24 protein-coding genes are annotated in these 23,816 nt (G+C 38.6%); 16 read left to right on the top strand and 8 right to left on the bottom strand.

What is annotated here, in order from left to right; genetic code table 11:
- Positions 1-176: 176 nt before the first annotated feature.
- Positions 177-1,511, top strand: coding sequence for a dicarboxylate/amino acid:cation symporter (locus tag I6F66_RS01555; protein ID WP_007582590.1), 1,335 nt, complete (start codon positions 177-179; stop codon positions 1,509-1,511).
- Positions 1,512-1,607: 96 nt separating this feature from the next.
- Here the strand turns inward: I6F66_RS01555 and sohB are convergent, their stop codons facing one another.
- Positions 1,608-2,624 (bottom strand): protease SohB, encoded by a 1,017-nt coding sequence (gene sohB / locus I6F66_RS01550; protein ID WP_197208531.1) that lies wholly within the window; start codon positions 2,622-2,624, stop codon positions 1,608-1,610.
- Between the two features lie 100 nt (positions 2,625-2,724).
- Positions 2,725-5,154 carry a VolA/Pla-1 family phospholipase gene (locus tag I6F66_RS01545; RefSeq protein WP_165741769.1) on the bottom strand — a complete coding sequence of 810 codons (2,430 nt, stop codon included), beginning with the start codon at positions 5,152-5,154 and terminating at the stop codon, positions 2,725-2,727.
- Between the two features lie 206 nt (positions 5,155-5,360).
- On the opposite strand from I6F66_RS01545, the gene I6F66_RS01540 reads away from it, so the two are divergent.
- The gene (locus tag I6F66_RS01540) at positions 5,361-6,107 is read left to right on the top strand and encodes a YciK family oxidoreductase (protein WP_007375386.1); all 747 of its coding nucleotides are present in this window, start codon (positions 5,361-5,363) and stop codon (positions 6,105-6,107) included.
- Positions 6,108-6,190: 83 nt separating this feature from the next.
- On the opposite strand, the gene rluB is transcribed toward I6F66_RS01540, so the two are convergent.
- From rluB to I6F66_RS01520, 4 genes are all read right to left on the bottom strand, one after another.
- The gene (gene rluB / locus I6F66_RS01535) at positions 6,191-7,063 is read right to left on the bottom strand and encodes a 23S rRNA pseudouridine(2605) synthase RluB (protein ID WP_007582584.1); all 873 of its coding nucleotides are present in this window, start codon (positions 7,061-7,063) and stop codon (positions 6,191-6,193) included.
- The gene (gene scpB, locus I6F66_RS01530; protein ID WP_024592539.1) at positions 7,060-7,650 is read right to left on the bottom strand and encodes an SMC-Scp complex subunit ScpB; all 591 of its coding nucleotides are present in this window, start codon (positions 7,648-7,650) and stop codon (positions 7,060-7,062) included. Before scpB ends, rluB begins: the two co-directional genes overlap by 4 nt.
- 151 nt (positions 7,651-7,801) lie before the next feature.
- Complete coding sequence (locus tag I6F66_RS01525; RefSeq protein WP_165721507.1) at positions 7,802-8,323, bottom strand: EF-hand domain-containing protein; 522 nt, start codon at positions 8,321-8,323, stop codon at positions 7,802-7,804.
- 227 nt (positions 8,324-8,550) lie between these two features.
- A complete protein-coding gene (locus tag I6F66_RS01520; RefSeq protein ID WP_007582577.1) occupies positions 8,551-8,982 on the bottom strand; it encodes a hypothetical protein in 432 nt (143 codons plus the stop codon).
- Between the two features lie 240 nt (positions 8,983-9,222).
- Between I6F66_RS01520 and xthA the strand changes: the two genes are divergently transcribed.
- From xthA to I6F66_RS01505, 3 genes are read left to right on the top strand one after another with little or no spacing between them, the layout of a single operon-like run.
- A complete protein-coding gene (xthA, locus tag I6F66_RS01515; RefSeq protein WP_165727397.1) occupies positions 9,223-10,029 on the top strand; it encodes an exodeoxyribonuclease III in 807 nt (268 codons plus the stop codon).
- A 5-nt stretch (positions 10,030-10,034) separates the two neighbouring features.
- Positions 10,035-10,682 (top strand): energy-coupling factor ABC transporter permease, encoded by a 648-nt coding sequence (locus I6F66_RS01510; protein ID WP_165727396.1) that lies wholly within the window; start codon positions 10,035-10,037, stop codon positions 10,680-10,682.
- Positions 10,679-11,494, top strand: a complete 816-nt coding sequence (locus tag I6F66_RS01505; RefSeq protein ID WP_197208529.1) for a putative RNA methyltransferase — start codon at positions 10,679-10,681, stop codon at positions 11,492-11,494. The genes I6F66_RS01510 and I6F66_RS01505 overlap by 4 nt, the downstream gene beginning before the upstream one ends.
- On the opposite strand, the gene yfbV is transcribed toward I6F66_RS01505, so the two are convergent.
- The gene (gene yfbV / locus I6F66_RS01500; RefSeq protein ID WP_024596543.1) at positions 11,491-11,937 is read right to left on the bottom strand and encodes a terminus macrodomain insulation protein YfbV; all 447 of its coding nucleotides are present in this window, start codon (positions 11,935-11,937) and stop codon (positions 11,491-11,493) included. The genes I6F66_RS01505 and yfbV overlap by 4 nt on opposite strands.
- 284 nt (positions 11,938-12,221) lie before the next feature.
- Between yfbV and I6F66_RS01495 the strand changes: the two genes are divergently transcribed.
- The 7 genes from I6F66_RS01495 (at position 12,222) to I6F66_RS01465 (ending at position 18,876) form a co-directional block, all read left to right on the top strand.
- Entirely contained in the window at positions 12,222-13,436 is a 1,215-nt protein-coding gene (locus I6F66_RS01495) for an acetate kinase (protein ID WP_165727394.1), read from the top strand.
- Between the two features lies 1 nt (position 13,437).
- Complete coding sequence (pta, locus tag I6F66_RS01490) at positions 13,438-15,597, top strand: phosphate acetyltransferase (protein ID WP_165727393.1); 2,160 nt, start codon at positions 13,438-13,440, stop codon at positions 15,595-15,597.
- Positions 15,598-15,823: 226 nt separating this feature from the next.
- Complete coding sequence (locus I6F66_RS01485) at positions 15,824-16,210, top strand: ACT domain-containing protein (protein WP_007582563.1); 387 nt, start codon at positions 15,824-15,826, stop codon at positions 16,208-16,210.
- Between the two features lie 3 nt (positions 16,211-16,213).
- Entirely contained in the window at positions 16,214-16,711 is a 498-nt protein-coding gene (locus I6F66_RS01480; RefSeq protein WP_165740194.1) for a PTS glucose transporter subunit IIA, read from the top strand.
- A gap of 4 nt (positions 16,712-16,715) precedes the next feature.
- On the top strand, positions 16,716-17,060 hold the full coding sequence (locus I6F66_RS01475) for an ArsC family reductase (protein ID WP_165727391.1): 345 nt from the start codon (positions 16,716-16,718) through the stop codon (positions 17,058-17,060).
- Positions 17,060-18,190 carry a succinyl-diaminopimelate desuccinylase gene (gene dapE, locus I6F66_RS01470; RefSeq protein ID WP_197119732.1) on the top strand — a complete coding sequence of 377 codons (1,131 nt, stop codon included), beginning with the start codon at positions 17,060-17,062 and terminating at the stop codon, positions 18,188-18,190. Before I6F66_RS01475 ends, dapE begins: the two co-directional genes overlap by 1 nt.
- A complete protein-coding gene (locus I6F66_RS01465; protein WP_197208527.1) occupies positions 18,190-18,876 on the top strand; it encodes a M15 family metallopeptidase in 687 nt (228 codons plus the stop codon). Before dapE ends, I6F66_RS01465 begins: the two co-directional genes overlap by 1 nt.
- 23 nt (positions 18,877-18,899) lie before the next feature.
- On the opposite strand, the gene I6F66_RS01460 is transcribed toward I6F66_RS01465, so the two are convergent.
- Positions 18,900-19,769: a DMT family transporter gene (locus tag I6F66_RS01460; RefSeq protein WP_165740186.1), complete on the bottom strand. Its 870-nt coding sequence runs from the start codon at positions 19,767-19,769 to the stop codon at positions 18,900-18,902.
- A 511-nt stretch (positions 19,770-20,280) separates the two neighbouring features.
- On the opposite strand from I6F66_RS01460, the gene I6F66_RS01455 reads away from it, so the two are divergent.
- From I6F66_RS01455 to I6F66_RS01440, 4 genes are all read left to right on the top strand, one after another.
- Positions 20,281-21,645: a COG3014 family protein gene (locus I6F66_RS01455; protein ID WP_165727387.1), complete on the top strand. Its 1,365-nt coding sequence runs from the start codon at positions 20,281-20,283 to the stop codon at positions 21,643-21,645.
- Positions 21,646-21,653: 8 nt separating this feature from the next.
- Complete coding sequence (locus I6F66_RS01450) at positions 21,654-22,079, top strand: YcfL family protein (RefSeq protein ID WP_007582549.1); 426 nt, start codon at positions 21,654-21,656, stop codon at positions 22,077-22,079.
- Between the two features lie 11 nt (positions 22,080-22,090).
- A complete protein-coding gene (lpoB, locus tag I6F66_RS01445) occupies positions 22,091-22,711 on the top strand; it encodes a penicillin-binding protein activator LpoB (RefSeq protein WP_165735115.1) in 621 nt (206 codons plus the stop codon).
- Between the two features lie 178 nt (positions 22,712-22,889).
- Positions 22,890-23,357 (top strand): glycine zipper 2TM domain-containing protein, encoded by a 468-nt coding sequence (locus I6F66_RS01440; RefSeq protein ID WP_008134100.1) that lies wholly within the window; start codon positions 22,890-22,892, stop codon positions 23,355-23,357.
- Positions 23,358-23,816 lie beyond the last annotated feature (459 nt).

Below are 23,816 nucleotides of genomic sequence, written 5' to 3'. Positions count from 1 at the left end.
TGTTATTATAATTAAAATTAATTTACACTTAATATTAACCTATAACTTAGTCTAAAATCACAGTTTTTTATTACTTTTTTGTGCAAAATATTTTTAAATAAATACTAACTTTTTCTGTAGTAAATATTTCCTTGCTGGTAGTCTATGGCAAATTTATAAAATGTAGATCAGGAAATATGTCAAAAATCCGTTCAATGAGTTTAACCACTCGCATCATGATTGGTATGGCGCTTGGGGTTACTGTAGGTTTTATATTTCAGGCTATATTAGCTGGTGAAGACGATTATCTAATACCACTTGGGTTATTCTCTTTGCCAATTAAAGCCTTTTTTGTTGATGGTATTTTCCATGTTGGTGGTCAAATATTCATTGCCAGCTTGAAAATGTTAGTTGTGCCTCTTGTTTTTGTATCGCTTGTTTGTGGTACCTGTAGCTTAAGTGACCCTAAAAAACTAGGCCGCCTAGGTGGTAAATCTATTGGTTTATATTTATTAACTACAGCTATTGCTATAACAGTGGCGATTACACTTGCCTTATTATTTAGCCCGGGTGAAGGTATAAGCTTGCCATCTAATGCAACCTACGATGCTAAAGAAGCACCTACCCTTGCACGTGTAATTATAGATATGTTTCCTACAAATCCTTTTGAAGCAATGGCCAAAGGCAATATGCTTCAAGTTATTGTGTTTGCACTTTTATTTGGTGTAGCAATGGCATTAAGTGGTAAAGCAGGAAAACGTGTTGCTACCGTATTTGAAGATTTAAACACTGTGATTTTAAAACTAGTTACGCTTTTAATGAATATTGCCCCTTATGGCGTGTTCTTTTTAATGGCAAAACTGTTTACAACAATTGAGCTTAACTTAATTGTGAGCTTAGCGAAGTACTTTGGCGTTGTAGTGCTTGCACTGTTATTACATGCTTTTGTAAACTACACATTGCTTTTAAAAATATTAACGGGCTTAAACCCGCTTATTTTCTTAGCAAAAATGAAGCACACATGCTTATTTGCATTTAGTACCTCGAGCTCAAGCGCAACTATGCCTATTACACTTGAAACTGCTACTAAAAAGTTAGGTGCTAATAACTCGGTTGCCTCATTTACTATCCCACTGGGTGCTACCATTAACATGGATGGCACTGCCATCATGCAAGGTGTGGCTACCGTGTTCATTGCACAAGTGTTTAGTGTCGATTTGACAATATCTGATTATTTAATGGTTATATTAACAGCAACACTTGCCTCTGTAGGTACAGCAGGCGTACCTGGTGTTGGTTTAATAATGCTGGCAATGGTACTTAACCAAGTTGGCTTACCTGTAGAAGGGATTGCAATTATTATCGGTGTAGATAGATTACTTGATATGACACGTACAGCAGTTAATGTAACCGGCGATTGTATGGTTACCTGTGTTGTTGCCAAGTCTGAAGGTGAGCTAGATGAGAGCATTTTTAACGACCCTAATGCAGCTAAAGACTTAGAAGATTATCATAAATCTATTGACTCATAAGCTACATTTATACAGCTATAAAAAAACCTTGATGCAATCCATCAAGGTTTTTTTCGAGTAAAAATAATTTAACTGAATCCTGAAAAAGATTCTAATCTAAGGATTTAACAACTTAAACTTAGAAAGTAAGTTTATTCCCACTTTATTTACACCACTACTCAAGCCAAGAGCTAGCTTATCGCTCAACCCTTTTTTAACTTTGTATTTAATCTTATAAATTTGGCGCTCATGTTGCTGCTCTAGCAATGCATCATCACTTGTTTTTATAACATCTACCAAGCCTTTATCAATTGCTTGAGTTGCAAACCAATGCTCACCTGTCGCAACTAAGTTTATATCTAAGCTTGGACGTTGAGTGCTTACAAACGTTTTAAATAAACCATGTGTTTGTTCAATTTCTTCACGAAATTTTTCACGGGCCTTATCTGTGTTTTCACCAAATAAAGTAAGTGTGCGTTTAAATTCACCTGCTGTTATTTGCTCAAATTCAACATCATTTTTCTTTAATATTTTATTAAAGTTAGGTATTTGAGCTATCACACCAATAGATCCAACTATTGCAAAAGGCGCTGCAAGTATCTCGTCCGCGACACACGCCATCATGTAACCACCACTTGCTGCCACTTTATCAATTGCAACACTTAGAGGAATACCCGCACTTTTAATACGCTGTAACTGAGATGCAGCAAGTCCGTAGCCATGTACAACACCGCCACCACTTTCTAAACGAATAAGTACTTTGTCTTTACTTGGATCGGCAATAGAGATAATAGCCGTTATTTCTTCTCGTAAGCTTTCTACTTCGTGAGCGTCCATACTACCCACAAAGTCAATTACATATAAACGAGGTTTAGGCTCATCTTTATCTGCTTTTTTACTCTTTGATTTAAGTTGTTTTTGATGCGCTTTAAACTCTTTTTTACCCAACGTATTTTGTAAAAAACTTTCTTTAAGTTCAACTAGCTGCTCTGATATATCATCAATTTGTATTTCACCTTTTTTGGCCTTTGGCTTAACTGCAGCGCCAACTATTAGCATTAAAACAACTGCGATAGCGATAACAAAAGTAACTGTTTTAGCAAAAAACAAACCGTATTCGTATAAAAATTCCAACTGGTTTCTCCATTTATAAATTTCAGCTAATTTAGCATGCTTTAAAGCAAAAAAAAGCCACTTTTCAGTGGCTTTTAAAGGTTAATTATTTTACTGGTTATTAATCAGTCACAACCTCAGGGTTGGAAACTAATAACATCCGTCCGCGAGCAGCTAAGTAAGTAGCTACTTGCAACTGCATTTCTGCATTAGCGGCAGCACTGCCTTCAACAGTTGCAGCCTGTGCAGCATCTTGAGCTGGTGTTAATATAGAACCATGATGCCCTTTAGTAAATTTAACTAAGTAGCTTGCTGGTGTTTCACTCAATGCTTGCGAAGAACTTACTGTCTCAAGACCCATCAAGTTAGCTAATGGAATTGTGCCAGAAATAGGATTATTAGCTGCCATTGGTGGTATCACTTGGTCAGGCTTGTTATCAACACCATCACCCACAACAACATTAGTATAAACAGGAGTACCTAATGCTTTCACAGTGGCTGCGTAGTTAGTTGGATCACCACTATCTAGCGCAGTTTGCGCCGCAAAAGCAAACTGTGTAAATACACCTTGAATGTTAGTAAGTTTAGTCGTTTCACCCGCAGTGGTAAGTGATGCAATATATTCGTTATAACCACATGTCAAGTAAGCTTCCATGTCTGGTATTAATGAGCCACAGTTAGAAACTGCATCTCCTTGTAAGTATGCAGTAAATTCATCAGCTTCTGTTGTACCCGCTTGTGAAAGTACTGAACCTTGAATAAATGGACCAAACGCAGCAGATTCAAGTAAGAAGCTTGCTATACCGCCACCACCGCTTGCAAGAGCTACCGTGTTTACATTAAATAGCGGATCAAGCGTTTCTGCCATTGGCGTATTAGCTTGAGCAATAAATGCTGGAGCAACAATAGAACCTAGCGAATGCCCAATGTAGGTAACGTCTTTACTATTAATAGTTGTATCGTTAATAAAGTTTAAGCCTAAACGAAGGCCTAATAAATCAGCAGCCGATTGACGTAAGCTATCACGTGCAACAAGTAATGAACTTAAGTTCATGTAACTAAGCACAGAACCCGTTGTTGCATTAAAGTCGTCTGTTCCATCACCATCAACATCTATTCCGCGCTCACCATGTCTTGGATGGTCAATAGCAACCGTTGCAAAGCCTTGAATAGAAAGCTGCGCAGTTAAAGCAAGCATACTTTCTTTTTGTGTTGTAATACCGTGCTGCATAATCACAACAGGCCATCCACCTTCAGGCATAGCGATAGGATCTAATTGTAACTGTGCACGGACACCATTAATTATCGGTAAAATAGGTTTAGTAACTTGCACTGGCACATTTGCCATGCTTTGTACTTTTGGAATTGAGTTGTATTTTGTTAAATGGCGTGTGCTGTCTAGTCCTAAGTCACGTAATTGTCCGTCACTTAATGCAGAACATAAACCATCATTTTCACTAATAGGATCTGTCGGAAATGCATCGCCTGCAACGGCCTTATAACCAATTATTGCCACTGCGTTATCACACATACCTTGCCAATATGTATCACTTAAATCACTAATATCAGTACCCGTTGGCGTACCTAAATACATCGGTAACATAATGCTACCTTTTTGATATTGCACACCAGAGAAAGCAGCAGAGACTTCTACACCCTGAGAAGCAAATACTTGTTGTACATTTACCATAGGCTGTTCAGGAACTTGAAGCGCAGGAGTTGGTAACGCAGGCTGTTGCAAGCTTGCAGCTAGTAACTTTTTAATTGTCCCAAGTACAGGGCCTGCTGATTGAATAGTCATCGCACTAGAAAAAATAATATCTTCTTTTGTGATATCTCCTGAACTTACAACTACATTTTCGTAACTGTTAACAGCACCCTGCAAACCAAGTTGGGCTTCTGTAATTAATGGCGCTTCTTGTTTAACCAGCCCATAAGTAGAAGAAGGCTCAATAGAGCGCCCTAATGAATCTTTAAGACCAGTAGTTAATACATTGATGTATGAGCTACCTGCCGTAAATGGCTTTAAAGGAATAATTGCAACGCCATCACCTGAAGCTTGAGTTACAAAGTCAACACCAAAAGTAAGCTCACCGATCAATTTACAAGCAGTACCGGCAGCTACAACTGAACATTCTGCATCAGTTAAACTTGCACCCATTACAACTTCAAAAATTCTTACTGTACCAGGGGTCCCAGCAGACGCTTCATCTAAACTCACATTTGGTGGGAATGTTAAATCGATTTTATAAGGAACCTGCGAAGACCAACCATCAAGTGCACCTAGTGCAAGTTGAGGGTTTGCATAAGCTGCGCGCGAAATAGACACATTGTTGTCATCTAATTCACCAGGAATATTAAGTGTACCGTCTTGAGTTCCACTCATTAATAAATCATTAGGTACCGATAAGATACCTGCTGCTGGATCAAATGTAACTGTTGCTGTTGGGATAACTGGTGCTGTGTCGTTTTTGACATCTGTTAACGTTTCTCCACCGCCACAACCTGCTAAAGCAGCTGTAACCGAGAGTGAAAGTAGCATTTTTTTCATATTGTTGGCTCCGCACGTATTTTATTTTTATAGTGTGTTTAATCAGTGTATTAAGTTAAAACAATGTAATCAGGTTATTAATGAGACATTAGACCAGTTAAACTTAACGTAAAGTTTCTATTTTCGCCACCTAATTTTACAATAAATTCGATTACTTCACGTTTCGCTATGTTAAAATCAAAAAAATTATATGAATTGGTACTTTTATGCACACATATCAAGCAGCTGAAAACGCACTTAAAGATAAAGTTATTTTAATAACAGGCGCCGGTGATGGTATTGGCCGAGTTGCAGCAATTACGTATGCAAAATACGGCGCTACAGTTATCTTATTAGGAAAAACAACTAATAAACTTGAATGTGTTTACGATGAAATTGTTAATGCTGGCTACCCTAAACCTGCAATAGTCCCTATGGATTTAAAAGGCGCAACGAAGCAAAACTACCGTGACCTTGCTGCAACAATCGAATATCAGTTTGGACGCCTTGACGGGTTGCTTAATAATGCAGGTATTTTAGGGTCACTCGGTCCGCTTGAACATTTTTGCTCATCTACGTTCGAAAACATAATGAAAGTAAACGTGACTGCACAAGCAATGATCACTAAAGCACTTTTTCCTGTTCTTCGTAAGTCTGATAATGCATCGATAGTATTTACGTCATCAGGTGTAGGCCGCAAAGGTCGTGAATTTTGGGGGCCTTATGCCATCTCAAAATTTGCAGTAGAAGGTATGATGCAAACATGGGCATGTGAAGTAGGTAAAACGAATATTCGTGTAAACTGTATTAACCCAGGCGCTACTCGCACTTCAATGCGAGCTGCTGCATATCCAGGTGAAGATAGAGACGCACTTGCTACACCAGAGGATTTAATGCCTACATATTTATATCTAATGAGTGACGATTCAAGTGAAGTGAATGGCGAATCGTTAGATGCTCAAGTAAAAAAGTAGTTTGGAGTTTAAATAGTTTAAACAACTCACATTAAAAAAGCCGCAATTAGCGGCTTTTTTGTGTTCAATAAATAACTAATTGATTATTTACGTTTAGTCGGCTTAACACGCTGATTGTGTTTTTTAACTGCTTTACGAATTTGGTTGATTTTAGCGCGTTTATCTTTGCGTTTTTCAGGCATAACAGAAAGCTTAGTTTGTGTTTCGCGGCCTAATTTAACGGTTTTACGCAAGTAGTTTACTGTTTCTAAATCATACTCCATCCAACCACCTTGTGGCACGCGCTTATCAAGCTCTAGTTTACCGTAACGAATACGAATAAGACGAGATACTTCCGCATCTTGAGACTGCCATAAACGACGAACTTCACGGTTACGCCCTTCATTTAACGTTACATTAAACCATCGGTTAACGCCTTCGCCACCCATAGGGGTTACAGTCGTGAATTTGGCTGGACCATCTTCAAGCTCAACACCACGTAGTAAGTTTTTAACCGTCTCGTTGGTTACTTCACCAAATACACGTGCAGAGTATTCACGCTCTACTTCATAGCTTGGGTGCATTAAACGGTTTGCCAGTTCACCATCGTTTGTAAAAAGCATTAAACCCGATGTATTAACGTCTAGTCGACCAACCGCAATCCAGCGATCGCCATCAATACGCGGAAGTCGGTCAAATACAGTACGACGCCCTTCAGGATCTTTACGTGTGCTTAACTCACCTTCTGGTTTGTTATACATAATTACACGACAGATTCGGTCTGCTTTTTCTTCAATTTTTACACTGTGACCGTCAACACGAATCAAATCGGTTTCTTCAACACGGTCACCTAACTTTGCCACTTTACCGTTTACACTAACGCGGTTTGCGTCAATGTATTTTTCCATTTCACGGCGTGAGCCTACGCCTGCACGGGCTAAGACTTTTTGTAACTTTTCACCTTGTATAATACTCATTCGGATGGTTCTCTCACAGAAGGATCGCTCAATAACTGGTTAATTTTACTTTGCTGCTCTGTTGGCAACGCAGGTAAATTTTCAAGTCCAGTTAACGAAAAATAATCTAAAAATTGCTTAGTAGTTGCATATAAAGCCGGCTTTCCCGGAACCTCTTTATGCCCTACCACTTTAACCCACTCTCTTTCGAGTAAGGTTTTAATAATATTCGAACCCGTAGTAACACCTCTTACTTGCTCAATTTCGCCGCGTGTAATGGGCTGCCGGTATGCAATAAGTGATAATGTTTCCAGTAAAGCACGCGAGTATTTTGGTGCGCGTTCTTGCCACAAGTTATTTAACCAAGGGCTTAAACTACTGCATGCCTGAAACCGATACCCACTACCAACTTCAACTAAGCGAATACCACGAGTTTGAAAATGTTCTTGTATTGTATCTATTGCGTCATTTATTCGCGTCATAGAAATAGCTAAATCTATTAATACGATGTCTTTAAGGTGGCGTTTACTAACAGGCTTATCTGCAACAAAAATAGCTGCTTCAATGATCTCAACTAGTTGTTCATCACTAATTCGCCGACCCGCCATACACACTCTTAACAAATAAAAATACACAGCCATCTATTATGACAGAACAACACCAAACTAGGAAAATATATCTATCAAATAACTAAATTTAAAACACAAAAAAGCCAGTGACTAGCACTGGCTTTAATCTTACTTACTAAAATGGTAACTATTAGTTACTTTTAAAAGCTTCTAATGCATCATCTTCAGCTACTGCGTTACCGTATTTTTTAATGTAACCCATAAACTCGCTTTTACTAATGCGCTTATCTTGGTTTTTATCCATGTAACCAAAATGATTTGAAATATCATCATCGTTACCTTCAACTACCGAGATATAGCCATTGCTGTCGTTATCTAGACTTGCAAAGCTGCTTTCAATTTTATCGAATTTAGCAATTTCAGCTTTAAATGCCGACTCACTTACTTCAGAATCAGTGGCTACTTTGCCATTATTAAGCTTCATATAAGTGTTAAATTCTTTGCGGCTAATTTCGTTATCCATATTGGTATCAATATTTGAAAAATGGCCCCAAATGCTATCGTCATCAGCTTCAACTTTTGAGATGTAGCCATCGCTATCATTATCTAAACTTGCAAAGTCACTGTCTATTCTTTCAAGACCTTGATTAGATGAACAAGCCGCTAGGCTTAATGATGCTAAAATAGTGGCTGCTAATGTTAACTTTTTCATAAGACGTATCCTTCGTAATTAATTAAATGTCACTTTAACTAATACAAATCCAATGCCAATAATAGTTAACTTATAATAATCAATAACTTAATCTCGATCGGTATATTTATTAAACAGTTTCAATAAGTTAAGCTTGCAAGCTTTGCAAACAACCTTGTAATTTTTGCAAAAAAATACCCGGTAAAAACCAGGCATTTCAAATTTACTTATTATAGTTAAGCTAATAATTAGATTGCTGCGTTTTGGTAGCGTTTAACAAACTCAGTAACGTTTTGACCATTACATTTTAATGAGTTTAGGTTACCAATTTTTTGACGAACAGGTGCTAAACCTTGTTTTAAAGCCGTCATACATAATTGAGTTTCTTGTTGAGCGTCTTTTGCAAATACTTCTACTTTCTCAACTGATGCGTTGCTTAATGTCGTTTTTTTAGCAATATCACGAATATCTTCACCATTACATAAAATGCTTTTAGAAAAACGAGATAGGTAAACACCGTGCTGGGCAGCTTCTTTACGAGCAACGCTAAAGCCTTCGTTTGCACTTAGTACACATAACTTAGACTCAATTTTGTTATCTTGGCTAAAGTAAGTATTGCTTTGAGCTGACGCAGTTGCAGATGCTAGTAAAGCAGTGGCTAAAAGTAGTTGAGTTTTCATGAGAGATCCTATTTGAACGAGCTAAACAAGTGAATTTCGCGCATTATATATTCAATAAAGTTAAGTTCAATTGAATTTTTTATTTATTTAAATAATTAATATTGTATTCACAATGTTTAAACTTTACCCATCATTTGATCAACATTTGCGCAGCTATTATCTCAATTCAGTCATGTTATGTGCGCGTATTTACTGATACAATTTAATCTATTAAATAGAACCAATTTTAAGGTAAATTTTATGAAAGTGATTTCTTTCAATATCAATGGTCTGCGTGCTCGTCTTCACCAATTACAAGCAATTATCGACAAACATCAACCAGACGTTATTGGCTTGCAAGAGATTAAAGTTCACGACGAAGCATTCCCATTAGAAGATGTTCAAAAAATGGGATATCACGTCTACTTTCATGGTCAAAAAGCGCATTATGGCGTAGCTATGTTATGCAAAAAAGAGCCTAAATCGGTCTTAAAAGGTTTTGCCACCGATACAGATGAATCGCAAAAACGCATGATAAGCGTCACTGTTGAACAAGAAAACGGTCGCGACCTTACTGTCATGAATGGCTATTTCCCACAAGGTGATAATATTAATCACGAAACTAAATTCCCTTATAAACGTCAATTTTATAAAGATTTAATGACACACCTTGAAACCAATCACACACCCGATCAAGACGTCATCGTTATGGGTGATATCAACATATCACCTACCGATTTAGATATTGGTATTGGCGAAGTAAATGCTAAACGTTGGTTAAAAACGGGTAAATGTTCTTTTCAACCGGTAGAGCGTGAATGGCTTGCAACATTACTTAATTGGGGTTTTAAAGACACCTTTAGAGAGCAAAACCCCGAAACAGACGATCAATACTCATGGTTTGACTATCGCTCTAAAGGGTTTGTAGATAATCGAGGACTTCGTATAGATGTAGTGCTTGCAACCAATGAGCTTGCAGCACGCTGCATAGATACAGGTATTGATTACGAACTTCGCGGTATTGAAAAACCGTCAGATCATGCCCCTATATGGTCAACATTTAAGTAATTATTATGCTCAGCCTAACAATGCAGGGGCTACTTTGGGCTCTTGTAATTATTATTGCTCTATTAAGCTTTGATAAAAAAACATATAAAACATTGCTTAATACGCCAGTCCGTCAAACTGGCGTACTTGCGTGTGCGTTAGTGTTTGCAGTGCTTTGGCGAATAAAGGCTGGCATTTTAACTGGCCTTGATTTACACATACTAGGTGTTACGGCTGCTACATTAATTTTAGGCTGGCGGTTGACTATTTTAAGTAGCCTACTTGCCACAGCCCTACTCGCTGCCTTTGGTCAAATTGAACTTGAGCTGTTACCAGTACAACTGCTTATTGGTGCGTTTATTCCTATTTTATTGAGCTATCTTGGCTTTATAATTAGTTACCAATATTTACCTCGTCATTTTTTTGTCTATATATTTGTTTGTGCGTTTATAACCGCAGGATTTATAGCCTGTATAAAAATAAGCCTAGGTGCTTTATTTTACTTAGCTATAGGGCAATACAATTGGCAAGAACTTGCAGATAACTACGTTTATTTAAGTGCCATAATTTGGTTTCCTGAAGCAATGCTCAACGGCATGGCTATAACAATTATGATCACCTATCGCCCGCATTGGGTAAAAACTTTTTACGATAAGGACTACCTAGGCTCATGAGTCTTGAATATCAATGCCCCCTGTGTAACCTAGCACTTTTGAAAACTGATTCAACACTTCGTTGTGCTAACAACCACAGCTTTGATTTTGCTAAAGAAGGCTATGTTAATTTACTGCCTGTGCAACAGAAAAATTCAAAACAGCCGGGTGATTCACTTGAAATGGTACAAGCCAGACGTGCATTTTTAGAGCGTGGGTATTATCGTTTTTTACAGCAAAGCCTTAGTGATATAATCAGTAATATAAGTGCAAAAACTATTATTGATTTAGGATGCGGTGAAGGGTTTTATACCCAAGCAATAGCGAATAAAACAAATGCTGTTGTATACGGTGTCGATATTTCAAAATCAGCGGTTAAATATGCAGCAAAGCGCTACCCTAATTGCCATTTTAGTGTGGCATCAATCAGCCAAGCTCCCTTTAAAAGCCAATTTGCTGATGTACTTGTTAGTGTATTTGCACCTTTATTTGAGCAAGAGCTTGAACGCCTAGCAAATCAAAACGCAACATTAGTAGTTGCAAGCCCAGGACCTTGTCATTTAAAAGAGCTAAAATCGTATATATATTCAGAAGTAAACGAACATACTGAAATAGCCACTCCAAAAGGGTTTCAAAAATCAGAGCAGATCCTTTTAACAGAGCATGTAGCGCTTAGCTTTACTGATATTAAAAACTTAATAATGATGACGCCATTTGCATGGAAATTTAGACCCGAGCACTGGACAGCACTCGAACAAAAAGGTGAACACACTGTCACCTTATCATTTTATATTACTCAGTTTACCAAAATAGATAATGGTATAACCCGCTAAAACTGCTCTTTAGTAAATGCTCTATCCATTTTTTCAAACATATCTTTAAGTAAGTTAGCAAGCTCCATATAACGGGGCTTGTTTTCACTTAACTGCGTTTGATATCCATTAGCCGCCATTTTAGTGTACAGCTCGTTGTACCATTTTTGCATCGCAGGATCTAAAGGCGTTTGCGCTCGTTTGCCTAACCAAAATAAACCTTGTAAAGGTAACGATATAAAAAATAATGCACTTGCAATGGCTTGCGGTAAAAAATCAGAACCCAAGTAATTTAGCTGAAAAAACAATGTTAGCATGGCTAAGATTGGCATTACTGTAATGGCAAGCTCAGTCGCTCTAATTACCCTAAACTCTAAAAACAAAGGCGCAAGCTCTTTGCGCATTGGCCATTTTTTACCATACAAACGGCCTGTTTGTAGTTGTGACATCACACTTTTTTGCATCATGACTCCTCACAGATACTGCTTTTAAATACAATGGAAATACGAGCTATACGCAAAGTGTAACACAAAATGAAAGAGTTACACTTTCTCAGTAAAACAGCTTAAATTTACCTTTTAATGGCGAACAATCCTAACTTAAACATCTCAATTAAGGTAAAGTATTTAACATTGCGTTAACTACTCTGCAATTGAACATTCAATTGTTTTAGCTTTACTTAATACCGTAAGTGTAACGATTACGAATTAACGTTTACTTACTAAATTTGTTTATGGAAATTGAATCTATGCCAACAACCTCTCCTGAATCACAACACGTTTTAGTTTTAAATTGTGGTAGCTCTAGCTTAAAGTTTGCCATTATTGATGCGAACGATGGTCACGAAATTATTTCAGGCCTTGCTGAACGCTTAGGCGCTAAAGCACCCTCTATTAAATACAAATTTAATGGTACTAAAACAGTTATCGACTTAGCGGCTAATCAAGCACATGCTAAGGCTATAAATACGCTTGTAAGCTTAATAAAAGATCACAACTTAGACGAGCAACTTATCGCAGTGGGCCATCGTGTTGTACATGGCGGCGAGCACTTTACGCGATCGGTATTGATTGACGAAAAAGTAATTGCAGGCATTACACAGTCGGCAACGCTTGCGCCGCTTCATGGGCACGCTAATTTACTAGGTATATCGTCAGCGCAGGCATCGTTTGAAGGTTTGCCACAAGTCGCGGTGTTTGATACTGCATTTCACCAAACTATGAATGAAGTTGCCTTTCTTTACGCTCTTCCATATAAGTTGTACACCGAGTTTGGTGTTAGGCGTTATGGTTTTCACGGCACAAGTCATTTTTATGTTGCAGGGCAAACAGCAAAGTTACTTGAGCAACCTATCGAGCAAAGCAATTTTATTAGTGCCCACTTAGGCAACGGCTGTTCTGTATGCGCTATTAAAAATGGTAAGAGTGTTGATACCAGCATGGGACTAACGCCTCTAGAGGGGCTGATAATGGGCACACGTAGCGGCGATATTGACCCTGGTTTATTTAACTTTTTAACCACTCAACTTGATTACACAGCCCAGCAAATAGATAACCTACTAAATCAAAAAAGTGGCTTGTTAGGTATTAGCGAGCTTTCTAACGATTGCCGTACCATTGAAGAAGCCGCTATAGCCGGTGATAAAAAAGCGATACTCGCAATTGAAATGTTTTGCTACCGACTTTCAAAACAAATCGCGGCGTATATGGTGCCATTACAGCGCCTTGATGCTGTTATATTTACTGGTGGTATTGGTGAAAACTCAGATATTATTCGTGAAAAAGTAATTACACAACTTGCCTTTTTAGGCATTAATTGTAATCCGCAAGCCAACCTCAATGCGCGCTTTGGTCAAGAAGGCGTTATTAGCTGTAAAAATTCACACGTCAAAGCAGTTGTAATGCCAACCAATGAAGAATGGGTTATTGCCCTTGATGCTGCAAATATTGTAAAGGAGCTTTAATATGGCACGTCGTATTATGTTAATTCCTGTTTCTACCGGTGTGGGTTTGACGTCGGTATCAGTTGGTTTAGTGCGTGCACTTGAACAAAAAACAGTTAAAGTTAACTTTTTTAAACCAATAGCTCAGCCACGTTCTGGTGAAACAGGCCCTGAAAAATCAACGCAAATAGTTACTCAAGGCTCACCTATCAACCCACCAATGCCTTTTGCACTTGATTATGCTGAGCAAATGATTGGCGACGGTAAAGGTGATGACCTCCTAGAGGAAATTGTTGAACGCTTTGAAAGTAAAATAAACGATAACGAAGTCGCTATTATTGAAGGTATGGTACCTACTCGTCGCCAACCTTATGCTGGGCGTGTAAACCGCGAAATTGCGCAAACACTCGGCGCCGAAATTGTATTTGTACTTACCCCAGGTAATTACACCATTACTCAAATAGAAGACCGCCTTGAAATTGCAGCAGGTAACTACGGTGGTATCGATCATCCTCGCGTACTGGGCTGTATTTTTAATAAAGTAAATGCGCCACTTGATGAAGAAGGTCGTGCACGCGCCGATTTAGTCGATGCCTATAAACCTGAAGAGCTTGAAAACGAGTTAAATCGTTTAGCCTCCCTGCCTATTTTTAAAAAAAATCCGTTTATGTTACTTGGTGCAATCCCGTGGGATTTTGACTTAGTAGCGCCGCGCGTAAAAGACTTAAGCGCATACTTAAAAGCCACGATTATTAACGAAGGCGATATGCTTCATCGTCGTCTGCGCCGTATTACTTTTTGTGCTCGTACGGTTTCAAATATTTTAAATTATTTTACGCCAGGCGCTTTATTAGTAACACCGGGCGATCGCTCTGACATACTTGTTGCTGCGTGCTTATCTGCTATGAACGGCACTAAACTTGGTGCTATATTACTCACCGGTGGTTTTGAGCCAGAGCCACGTATTATGGCCTTGTGTGAGCAAGCCATGCAAACCGGCTTACCAATACTCGCAACCGATGCAGACACGTGGCGTACATCATTACTACTGCATAACTTTAATATGGAAGTACCAAATGATGATGACCAGCGTATTGAAAAAGTAAAAGATCACAACGCAGAGCATATCAATTCAAGCTGGCTAGATACTCTAGCTAAAAGTGTAGGTAAAACTCGTAAGTTATCACCACCCGCATTTCGTTACTTACTTACCACTAAAGCGCGTAAAGCAGGTAAAACCGTGGTTCTACCAGAAGGTAATGAACCTCGTACAATTAAAGCGGCTGCTATTTGTGGTCAACGCGGAATTGCTAAAACTATATTACTAGGCGATCGCGAAGAAATAATGCGCATTGCACAGCAGCAAGGTATTGAGCTAAACGAACATGTAAGTATTATCGAGCCTCAAAGCATTATTAATGATTATATTGCGCCTATGGTCGAAATTCGTAAAAGCAAAGGCCTAACTGCCGTAGTAGCACAAGAGCAACTACAAGATAACGTCGTACTGGGTACAATGATGCTTGAGCAAGGTAAAGTAGACGGTTTAGTATCGGGTGCAGTAAACACTACGGCAAACACAATTCGCCCACCACTGCAATTGATTAAAACAGCACCAGGGTCATCACTAGTATCATCTGTATTTTTTATGCTACTGCCTGACCAAGTGTTAGTTTACGGTGACTGTGCGATTAACCCAGACCCTAATGCTGAACAACTTGCAGACATAGCGATTCAATCTGCCGACTCTGCAGCTGCATTTGGCATAGAGCCGCGTGTTGCCATGATCAGCTACAGCACGGGCACTTCTGGTACAGGTGCCGATGTTGAAAAAGTACGTGAAGCCACAAAAATAGCAAAACAAAAACGTCCTGATCTAATTATCGACGGCCCACTACAATACGATGCAGCTATAATGGAAAACGTAGCACTTAAAAAAGCACCTAACAGCCCTGTAGCCGGTAAAGCGACCGTATTTATATTCCCAGATTTAAATACGGGTAATACCACGTATAAAGCAGTACAACGTAGTGCCGACTTGATAAGTATTGGCCCTATGCTGCAAGGTATGCGTAAACCTGTAAACGATTTAAGCCGTGGTGCATTAGTTGATGATATTGTGTATACAATCGCCTTAACTGCCATTCAGGCAGCTCAAACAGAAGCGCTAATTACTCATTAAACGTAACGTGTGCTTTTTATAGCCTAGCTATTATTTATTTAATAATTAACTAGTTAGGTTATTTATACCCTGCAACCCCCATACTTACCCACAGAAATTGTGGGTAAGTTTTTACTCCCTTCTTTTATCTACTTATTTACTGCTGAGTTAGTCGTTGTTACACCTTTAATTTAAAGCCAATAATCTATACTATAAAGCTATCAATATTGCTGTTCGCAGGCTTTTAATGTCAAAACAAACATTACAATTACACAGCACCATTTTATCTATACACAGTTTAGATGTAGATGCCGACATACCTGCGGCACTTTTAAAGCAATCTTTGTTTTTTATTTCTAAAACCCATGATGAACTTTCAATTGTATGCCCAAGCGATTTTGAAGTAAAAAGCCTGGATACCGAACCCGACTGGCAAGCTTTAGAGGTTGTAGGTCCACTTGGCTTTTCGTTAACCGGAATTATGGCTAATATTTCAGGGGTATTAGCGCGCGCTAAAATTTCTATCTTTTCAATCTCAACCTACGATACTGATTATATTCTCATAAAAAAACACACTGCAGAAAATGCTATTTCCGCTTTAAAAAAAGAGGGTTATAACGTGGTGGTAAACTAACTTATGAAAGCTCAAAAAATTGACTATTTAGCTCAAAATAAAACGCCTCTTAATGCAATAAATATTACCAGCCCATTTACAGGTAAAGTAATTGAACTGAAAGAGCATCCAGAACCTTTTTTTCGTTTTGGCACTCTGGGCCCTGGTATTATGGTGCAACTAACAAGTCATAAAATTTTATCACCGTTTGATGGAACTTTATTACAAGTAAAAAATGCAGGTACTGAGTTTATTCTACAAGCTAATAATGGTCTAAAAGTCTTGATTAACTTAACTATTTTTGATTCGCAATCAATTACGCATACCCATATTGCGCAACTCAATGGTAGCAAAATATGCAAAGGTCAACGCCTTGCTTATTTTGATTTACGAGAACTTGATACTCCAATGCTTGCTAGTTTAATTTTACTAAACGGCCATAACCTTGGCACATTTCATTACTCGCACTCGCATGTAAATGCGGGTGAAGACACACTATTAACTATTATTAAGAAGAACTAGATTTATGATCACTCTATACGGCATTAGCAACTGCGATACGATAAAAAAAGCTAAAAAACATTTAACTGATAACAACATCGAATTTACGTTTCATGACTACCGCAAAGATGGTGTAAATGAGCAAATGGTGAGTGAATTTGCAGACAAGCTCGATTGGGAACAAATCGTTAATAAACGTGGAACAACTTATCGCGCATTAACTGATGAGCAAAAACAGAGTCTAACTAAAGAAAGTGCTATCCCATTGTTGGTTGAACAACCTGCCATGATCAAACGTCCAGTACTGGTAAACAATGGCAGTTACCATTTAGGTTTTAAAGCAGCCCAATACGACGAGATTTTTAAATAATGACTAATGACGTAACTCAACTCGCCCAAGCGCTAATCCAACGTGAATCGGTAACGCCCGAAGATGCTGGCTGCCAACAAATGATAAACGATCGCCTTGCTGCGGTTGGTTTTAATATAGAATCATTATTTTTTACCGACACACTTAATACTTGGGCTCGAAAAGGCACACAATCGCCGCACTTTTGTTTTGCTGGTCACACCGACGTTGTACCAACAGGCCCTGAAAAAAATTGGCAACACCCGCCGTTTTCAGGATTAATAAAAGATGGCCTACTGCACGGGCGTGGCGCTGCCGATATGAAAGGCTCATTAGCCGCAATGCTTGTAGCAACAGAGCGTTTTGTTACTAAACATCCAGATCATAAAGGCTCGATTTCTTTTTTAATCACTTCTGACGAAGAAGGACCGTTTATAAACGGCACAACACGTGTAATAGATACGCTAGAGGCACGCGGTGAAAAAATTGATATGTGCCTAGTAGGCGAACCCTCATCACGAGATGTATTAGGTGATGTTGTTAAAAATGGCCGAAGAGGTTCACTTACCGCTTACCTAACGGTTAAAGGCGTACAAGGTCATGTCGCCTACCCACATTTAGCACAAAACCCAATTCATCTAGCAACGCCTGCCCTTACTGAGCTTAGCCAAACTGTGTGGGATAACGGAAATGAATACTTCCCTGCTACCAGCTTTCAAATTTCGAATATTAATGGCGGCACAGGTGCTGGTAACGTGATCCCGGGTGATCTAGAAGTACAGTTTAACTTTAGATTTAGCACGCAAGTAACACATGAGCAACTCCAACAGCGTGTAAATGACATTCTACAAAAGCATAACTTAAATTATGAATTAAGTTGGATAGTAAATGGCTTACCTTTTATTACCGAGCACGGGCCGCTTGTTGATGCCACTGTTACAGCTATTAAATCAGTAACCGGTTTAACCACTAATCTAGAAACCACGGGTGGTACATCAGATGGTCGTTTTATTGCACAAACAGGGGCTAAAGTAATTGAACTTGGACCACGTAACGCCACTATCCATAAAGTAGATGAATGCGTAAGTACCGATGATTTAATAGCCCTTACCGACATTTACGAGCAAATATTAGAGCAACTTTTAGCATAATGGATGTAACTAAACCAACACCAATAATGTGTATCACAGGGCAAAGTGATACACATTTAACTGATATACAAAATCATCGCTTGCACAGCGCTATTATCAGCGACTTTTTAGCGCTGCAAAGTGCAGCACAAAAAGCAGGATTTGAGCTTACTATTGCCTCAAGTTTTCGCGACTTTAATCGTCAATCAATTATTTGGAATAATAAGTTTTTAGGTATTAGACCTGTTTTCAATAACCAGCAAAAGGTTGTAGATTTAACTAAATTAAATGATGTAGATAAATGCATAGCAATAATGCTCTACTCTGCATTACCTGGGGCAAGCAGGCACCATTTAGGCACCGATTTAGACGTGTTTGATAAAGCTGCGGTAAGTGATGATTATAAACTACAGCTAACACCCGATGAATATCTGCAAGGTGGGCCGTTTGCGCCTTTAAGTAATTGGCTTGATACTAACTTAGATAAATTTGGCTTTTATCGCCCTTACCAGCATGATTTAGGTGGTGTCGCACCTGAGCTTTGGCATATAAGCCATATTAAGCAATCACAATTATTAGTGAATAAGCTTAGCGAGCAAGTACTTTTTGAATGCATAAAAAACAGTGAACTACAGGGTAAGCAGGCAATACTTGATAACTTACCCGCTATTTATACACGCTTTGTAACAAACGTGAGTTCCCCTTAAAAAGAAGGTTAACTTAAATGATATTAAATCTTCTTTTTATTTAAAATAAATACCAGCACAGCGCCTAATATTAACGAGCTTGCTACTATAAATTCCATTGTTACCTGCTCTGATAAAAACAAGACCCCAGCAACGGCTGCAAGTACAGGTACACAAAGCTGCACAACAGCAGCTTGGGTACTTTTAAGCAGTGGCATAGCCACATACCAAACACTGTAACCAATTCCAGACGCTATCGCACCCGAGGCACATGCAAGCAAAACCCCTTCAATACTCATATTTTTTAAATAACTCATGCCAACAAGTAATAAAACAGGGATAGCCACTAAGCTTCTTATAAAGTTAAACCCCGTAGTACGCAGTGGCGATACGCACACTTTACCGCGAATACTGTAAATACCCCATGCCACACCACTGAGTGCCATAAGTGATGCACCTAATAATGAAGGTACAGCAGCAGATGGCAGCATTAAATATACAAACCCACCTAGCGCCACTATAAACGCGCACCACTGAAGCACACTCAACTGCTCTTTTTGATATATACCCCAGCCAATCATAGTGAGTTGCACGGCTGAAAACAAAATCAGTGCACCGGTGCCTGTATCCAGCTCTACGTATGCAATCGAAAAACAAAGTGCATAAACTAATAGGCTTATACTGCTTCGCCAGCTTCCTTTATCGCTTAAAATAGCGGGGTTAAAAGTGCCTTTTCGTTTTAAATTATGAGTATAAATAGCCATTATAATGCCCAAACACGCAGCACCACTGAGTAAGCGAATAACTGTAAAGTTCCAAGCATCTATATAGCCTTCGGCTAAAGCCATTCTGCAAAAAAGAGAGTTTGCAGCAAACGCAATTAAAGCAATTATTGTGTACAACGTAGCTTTCAAAAAAATTCCTTAGCAATAAAAACAAATTACAGCGTTATTTCAATTAATTAATTAACCTACTAAGCTAAAAACATTGTCATAAGCGCCTATAAAACCGCTTACTGAGCAGCACATTTAAACAGGATTGGTATAACTGTGCAAAGGGAGTATTTAGTTTTAATAAATTAGATTATTTATACTAAAATCTTAGCCGCATTTGCAAAATACGGTGTCTACAACACAAGATATCCTTTTAGTATTTTTCGTATACGACTTAGTGAATAGCAATTACTTCATTTAAAAAATTCATTTATCATTACGCTTTAGGGATCATTGTATTCAATAAGACCAATAAAGTACCTTAAGTATTTCAATATTGTTACCCAACAAGAAAATTCACACTTTGTTCACCAATGTCATTTTATATTTCTTTATTAGCAGGCAGTTTTACTCTACGATTTTTTACAATATTTCACACATTTAGCTAAAAATAATATGTTAATGTATACAGGTGAATTTAGAGGAGTGCGCAGTGCGCCTAAGTATAATTTTAAGCTTTTGTTGTATTTTAAGTGGGTGTAGCACAATGGGCTTTAATGACCTATTTAATGACTATGCCACGCAAATGACACCAATAAGAAATGCGATCGAGAAAAACAATATCGAAGAAGCGCAATCCCTTATTGCCGATAATAGCACCATGCACAGCAGCTACTTACTCAACCAACTTGAGCAAGCTCGTTTAAACGACTTAGCCAATATGCCACAAGAGGCACAAGGTAAATTTGAGAACGTGTATACGCAAATGCAAAAAAAACGTGAAGCCGCCAAAATACAAGTAAGTGCGGGGCTTGAGCAAAGCAATGCGTTATTTACTAACGACTCAGCCATAACTTATGTGCCACCGGCTTACGAAATGAGTATGCTTCATAGTTATAAAGCACTTAACTACGTGTATAAAAATGATGTAGAAGGCGCTTTGGTCGAAATTCGCCGCGCTAATAAAGTACAAGTTGATGCACTAAGCGAAAATAAAACAGATGGCGACTCAACAGTTAAAGAAGCGCAGCAGCACTACCCTAGCATGGGCAATGTAACCAGAGATGTAAAAAATGGCTTTCAAAATGCCTACACATTTTATTTATCTGCTTTGCTTTATCAAAGTGCTAAACAGTATGACGATGCTTATATTGATTATAAAAAAGCACTGGCTATACAACCTAACAATATTTATTTACAGCAGGACGTAATGCGCCTTGCTAAAAAACAAGGGTTTGACCAAGACCTAAGTGAATTTAAAAAACGTTTTAGTGATGCACCCACAATTTCTGCAACGCAAGGCGAAGTAATTGTTTTATTTGAACAAGGCTTAGTACCAAAACAAGATGAATTTAAACTGCGCTTACCAATTTATTCATCACGCGGCGATGCACGCTTTTACAGCCTTGCAATGCCAGTGTATAAAGATAATGCCTATGTGCGCCGCCTTAATAATATAAACATAGATGCACAAAGCATAGAGCTGAGCCCATTAGTACACATTGAAGCACTTGCAGCAAAAACATTAGAAGATCAAATACCTGCAAAAGTAGCTCGCCAAGTACTCAGATTAGTAGCTAAAGAGAAAGTGCGTGCAGAACTTGCTCGCAGTGCCGGTGATGTAGGTAACATACTTGCTAATATTTATAATTTGGCGTCTGAGCAAGCTGATACACGTAGCTGGCTTACACTTCCAAATCAAATAAGTGTTGCAAGGCAAAGCCTAAATACAGGTGAGCATTCTCTGCATATAGGCACACAAGCACCTATAAATTTTACCGTTAGTAAGCAAGGGTTAACGTTAATTTACTTAACCTCCGTTAATAACTACTTTAATTACCACGTAGTTCAACTTTAGGAGCCATCATGAAATACATAGCGCCATTATTAGCAGTCTTAATGCTCAGTGCATGTTCCAGCAAACCGGTTACATCGGGTATTTCTGTTGAACAAAATAAAAATCAGTTTAATGAGCAATTACGTGTAGATAACCCAGAGCTCGGTAAAAAGCTGGCCATTACTGATGTTAAAACACGTCAAACCAACCAGTTAACCGATGTAGTAGTGACACTTTCGAGCCAGTATAAAAAATCACAGTATTTGCAGTATCAATTTAATTGGTTTGATAAAGACGGCTTTGTTATTAAAGGCAATCATTCACCTTGGCAAGCACTCACCTTATTTGGTTTTGCAAAAACACAATTACCGGGCTTAGCACCTAGCTCTGATGCGGTTACCTTTTCTTTAGCAGTAAGAGAAGTGTCTACCGAATCACAAGAATTTAAAGATTAAAGGAAACAACCATGATCACCAGTAACAAATTTAAAACAGCATCAACTTACGCTTTAGTTGGCTTGAGCGCTTTAGTATTAAGTGGCTGTGCTAATAAAGCCGTAGTAAGTTATGGCGATGCACAAGCAGTTGAAACAACAGATATTAATTTTGGTTCTACCGACTTACAAAAAGTAGCGAGCCAAATGACCGACTCATTACTCAGCTCACCTGTTGTTGGCACAATGACCGCTAATAAACGCCCTGTAGTATTTGTTGAACGTATTAAAAATAAAACCAGCGAGCACATTGATACAGAATCAATCACCGATTCAATCTCAACACAAATGCTACGCAGCGGTAAGTTCCGTTTTGTAGATATGACCCGTGTTGAGTCAGTACGTGAGCAATTAACGTTTCAAAATGAAGATGCTCTTGTTAACCCTGCAACAGCCGTTGCATTTGGTAAACAAATTGGTGCGCAATATATGTTATACGGAAACTTATCAAGCATCGTTAAATCAAATGCCGATAAATCAGACGTATACTATAAATTTACAATGCGTTTAATGGATATGGAAAGCGGCCTAGTTGAGTGGGCAGACGAAACTGAAATTCGTAAAACTAAAGAAAAATCAACCTTTGGCTGGTAGCTAATACCAATCTGCTTATATATGGGGTCTATTTAACGTTAAGAAAATTACGCTAGTACTAGGCAAAAATTTTTGTATTTAGTTGTTCTAAATAAAAAATTTTTAACGACGTTATAGCGCAATTTAATTCGTTAAATTGATCAAAGATTTATGCAGGTTGGTATAAAAGGAGCAAGTTATGAAAGCAATTACTGTAATTATGTGCGCTTTACTTACAATAAGCGCGCCTACGTTTGCTAAATACGAGCGCAACAAAGCAGTCCCTGTGCAGCAAGTTTTATTTGGTGACGTAAAATCGGTACGCAATATTACCGAACAAGAAATCATTCAAGACAAAAACAACGGCTGGAAAACCTTCGGCGGTGCATTACTCGGTGGCGTAGTAGGCAACCAGTTTGGTGGTGGTAGCGGCCGCACAGTAGCAACAATATTAGGTTCGGTAATTGGCGGCAGTGTTGCACATAATAGGCAGCAGCAAAGTCATTATCAGCAAAATCACTTTGTAGAGTTATTAATACAAGTTGAAAATGGCGACCAGTTTATGGTTGTTCAAGATCAGGACCAATCAATGCGTTTTAGCAAAGGCGATAACGTAAGATTAGTGTACTTGAACGACAACACAGTGCGTGTAGATAAAGCTTACTAGGACGTGCTGAACTTTGGTGGTTGAATTTGCAGCAGAATATTTGGTATTTAGACAAGGCAGAGCCTATGAACTGTGGTTGTTCCCTATAAATAGGCGATAACGCAGCATAAATGCCAAACATGCGCTGCCCGAAGGGTTCTGCCTAGCGGCAATTAACTCTTTGTTGCCTACATGGATGTAGGTAAGGGGCGTGAGCAGGACGCGGAAGCTTTGCTCGGTTTTTACTTAGCCCACTAGGTTACAAACCTCGCGTCGCGATTAAATCGCCCCTAGATTGAACAAATTTCAATCCACAAAGATCAACACGCCCTGTTAATATATTCATGACTAAAGTAAAAAACGAGCCAAATTTGGCTAATGCCGATCAGTTAAGAAAATTACAGGTTGACCGATCCAAACGATCATGCAAAATCCGTAGTTAGGAAACTAACTACGGATTTTTTTGTGAATATAGAACAA

Source organism: Pseudoalteromonas sp. NZS100_1, from assembly GCF_015864285.1.
Lineage (GTDB): Bacteria > Pseudomonadota > Gammaproteobacteria > Enterobacterales > Alteromonadaceae > Pseudoalteromonas > Pseudoalteromonas arctica.
This window is presented reverse-complemented; position numbering and strand designations above follow the sequence as displayed.

Coding starts and splice junctions, on each gene's coding strand:
- I6F66_RS01555 (WP_007582590.1), top strand. CDS start 177: ATGTCAAAAATCCGTTCAATGAGTTTAACCACTCGCATCATGATTGGT.
- I6F66_RS01545 (WP_165741769.1), bottom strand. CDS start 5,154: ATGAAAAAAATGCTACTTTCACTCTCGGTTACAGCTGCTTTAGCAGGT.
- I6F66_RS01540 (WP_007375386.1), top strand. CDS start 5,361: ATGCACACATATCAAGCAGCTGAAAACGCACTTAAAGATAAAGTTATT.
- rluB (WP_007582584.1), bottom strand. CDS start 7,063: ATGAGTATTATACAAGGTGAAAAGTTACAAAAAGTCTTAGCCCGTGCA.
- scpB (WP_024592539.1), bottom strand. CDS start 7,650: ATGGCGGGTCGGCGAATTAGTGATGAACAACTAGTTGAGATCATTGAA.
- I6F66_RS01525 (WP_165721507.1), bottom strand. CDS start 8,323: ATGAAAAAGTTAACATTAGCAGCCACTATTTTAGCATCATTAAGCCTA.
- I6F66_RS01520 (WP_007582577.1), bottom strand. CDS start 8,982: ATGAAAACTCAACTACTTTTAGCCACTGCTTTACTAGCATCTGCAACT.
- xthA (WP_165727397.1), top strand. CDS start 9,223: ATGAAAGTGATTTCTTTCAATATCAATGGTCTGCGTGCTCGTCTTCAC.
- I6F66_RS01510 (WP_165727396.1), top strand. CDS start 10,035: ATGCTCAGCCTAACAATGCAGGGGCTACTTTGGGCTCTTGTAATTATT.
- I6F66_RS01505 (WP_197208529.1), top strand. CDS start 10,679: ATGAGTCTTGAATATCAATGCCCCCTGTGTAACCTAGCACTTTTGAAA.
- yfbV (WP_024596543.1), bottom strand. CDS start 11,937: ATGCAAAAAAGTGTGATGTCACAACTACAAACAGGCCGTTTGTATGGT.
- I6F66_RS01495 (WP_165727394.1), top strand. CDS start 12,222: ATGCCAACAACCTCTCCTGAATCACAACACGTTTTAGTTTTAAATTGT.
- pta (WP_165727393.1), top strand. CDS start 13,438: ATGGCACGTCGTATTATGTTAATTCCTGTTTCTACCGGTGTGGGTTTG.
- I6F66_RS01485 (WP_007582563.1), top strand. CDS start 15,824: ATGTCAAAACAAACATTACAATTACACAGCACCATTTTATCTATACAC.
- I6F66_RS01480 (WP_165740194.1), top strand. CDS start 16,214: ATGAAAGCTCAAAAAATTGACTATTTAGCTCAAAATAAAACGCCTCTT.
- I6F66_RS01475 (WP_165727391.1), top strand. CDS start 16,716: ATGATCACTCTATACGGCATTAGCAACTGCGATACGATAAAAAAAGCT.
- dapE (WP_197119732.1), top strand. CDS start 17,060: ATGACTAATGACGTAACTCAACTCGCCCAAGCGCTAATCCAACGTGAA.
- I6F66_RS01465 (WP_197208527.1), top strand. CDS start 18,190: ATGGATGTAACTAAACCAACACCAATAATGTGTATCACAGGGCAAAGT.
- I6F66_RS01450 (WP_007582549.1), top strand. CDS start 21,654: ATGAAATACATAGCGCCATTATTAGCAGTCTTAATGCTCAGTGCATGT.
- lpoB (WP_165735115.1), top strand. CDS start 22,091: ATGATCACCAGTAACAAATTTAAAACAGCATCAACTTACGCTTTAGTT.
- I6F66_RS01440 (WP_008134100.1), top strand. CDS start 22,890: ATGAAAGCAATTACTGTAATTATGTGCGCTTTACTTACAATAAGCGCG.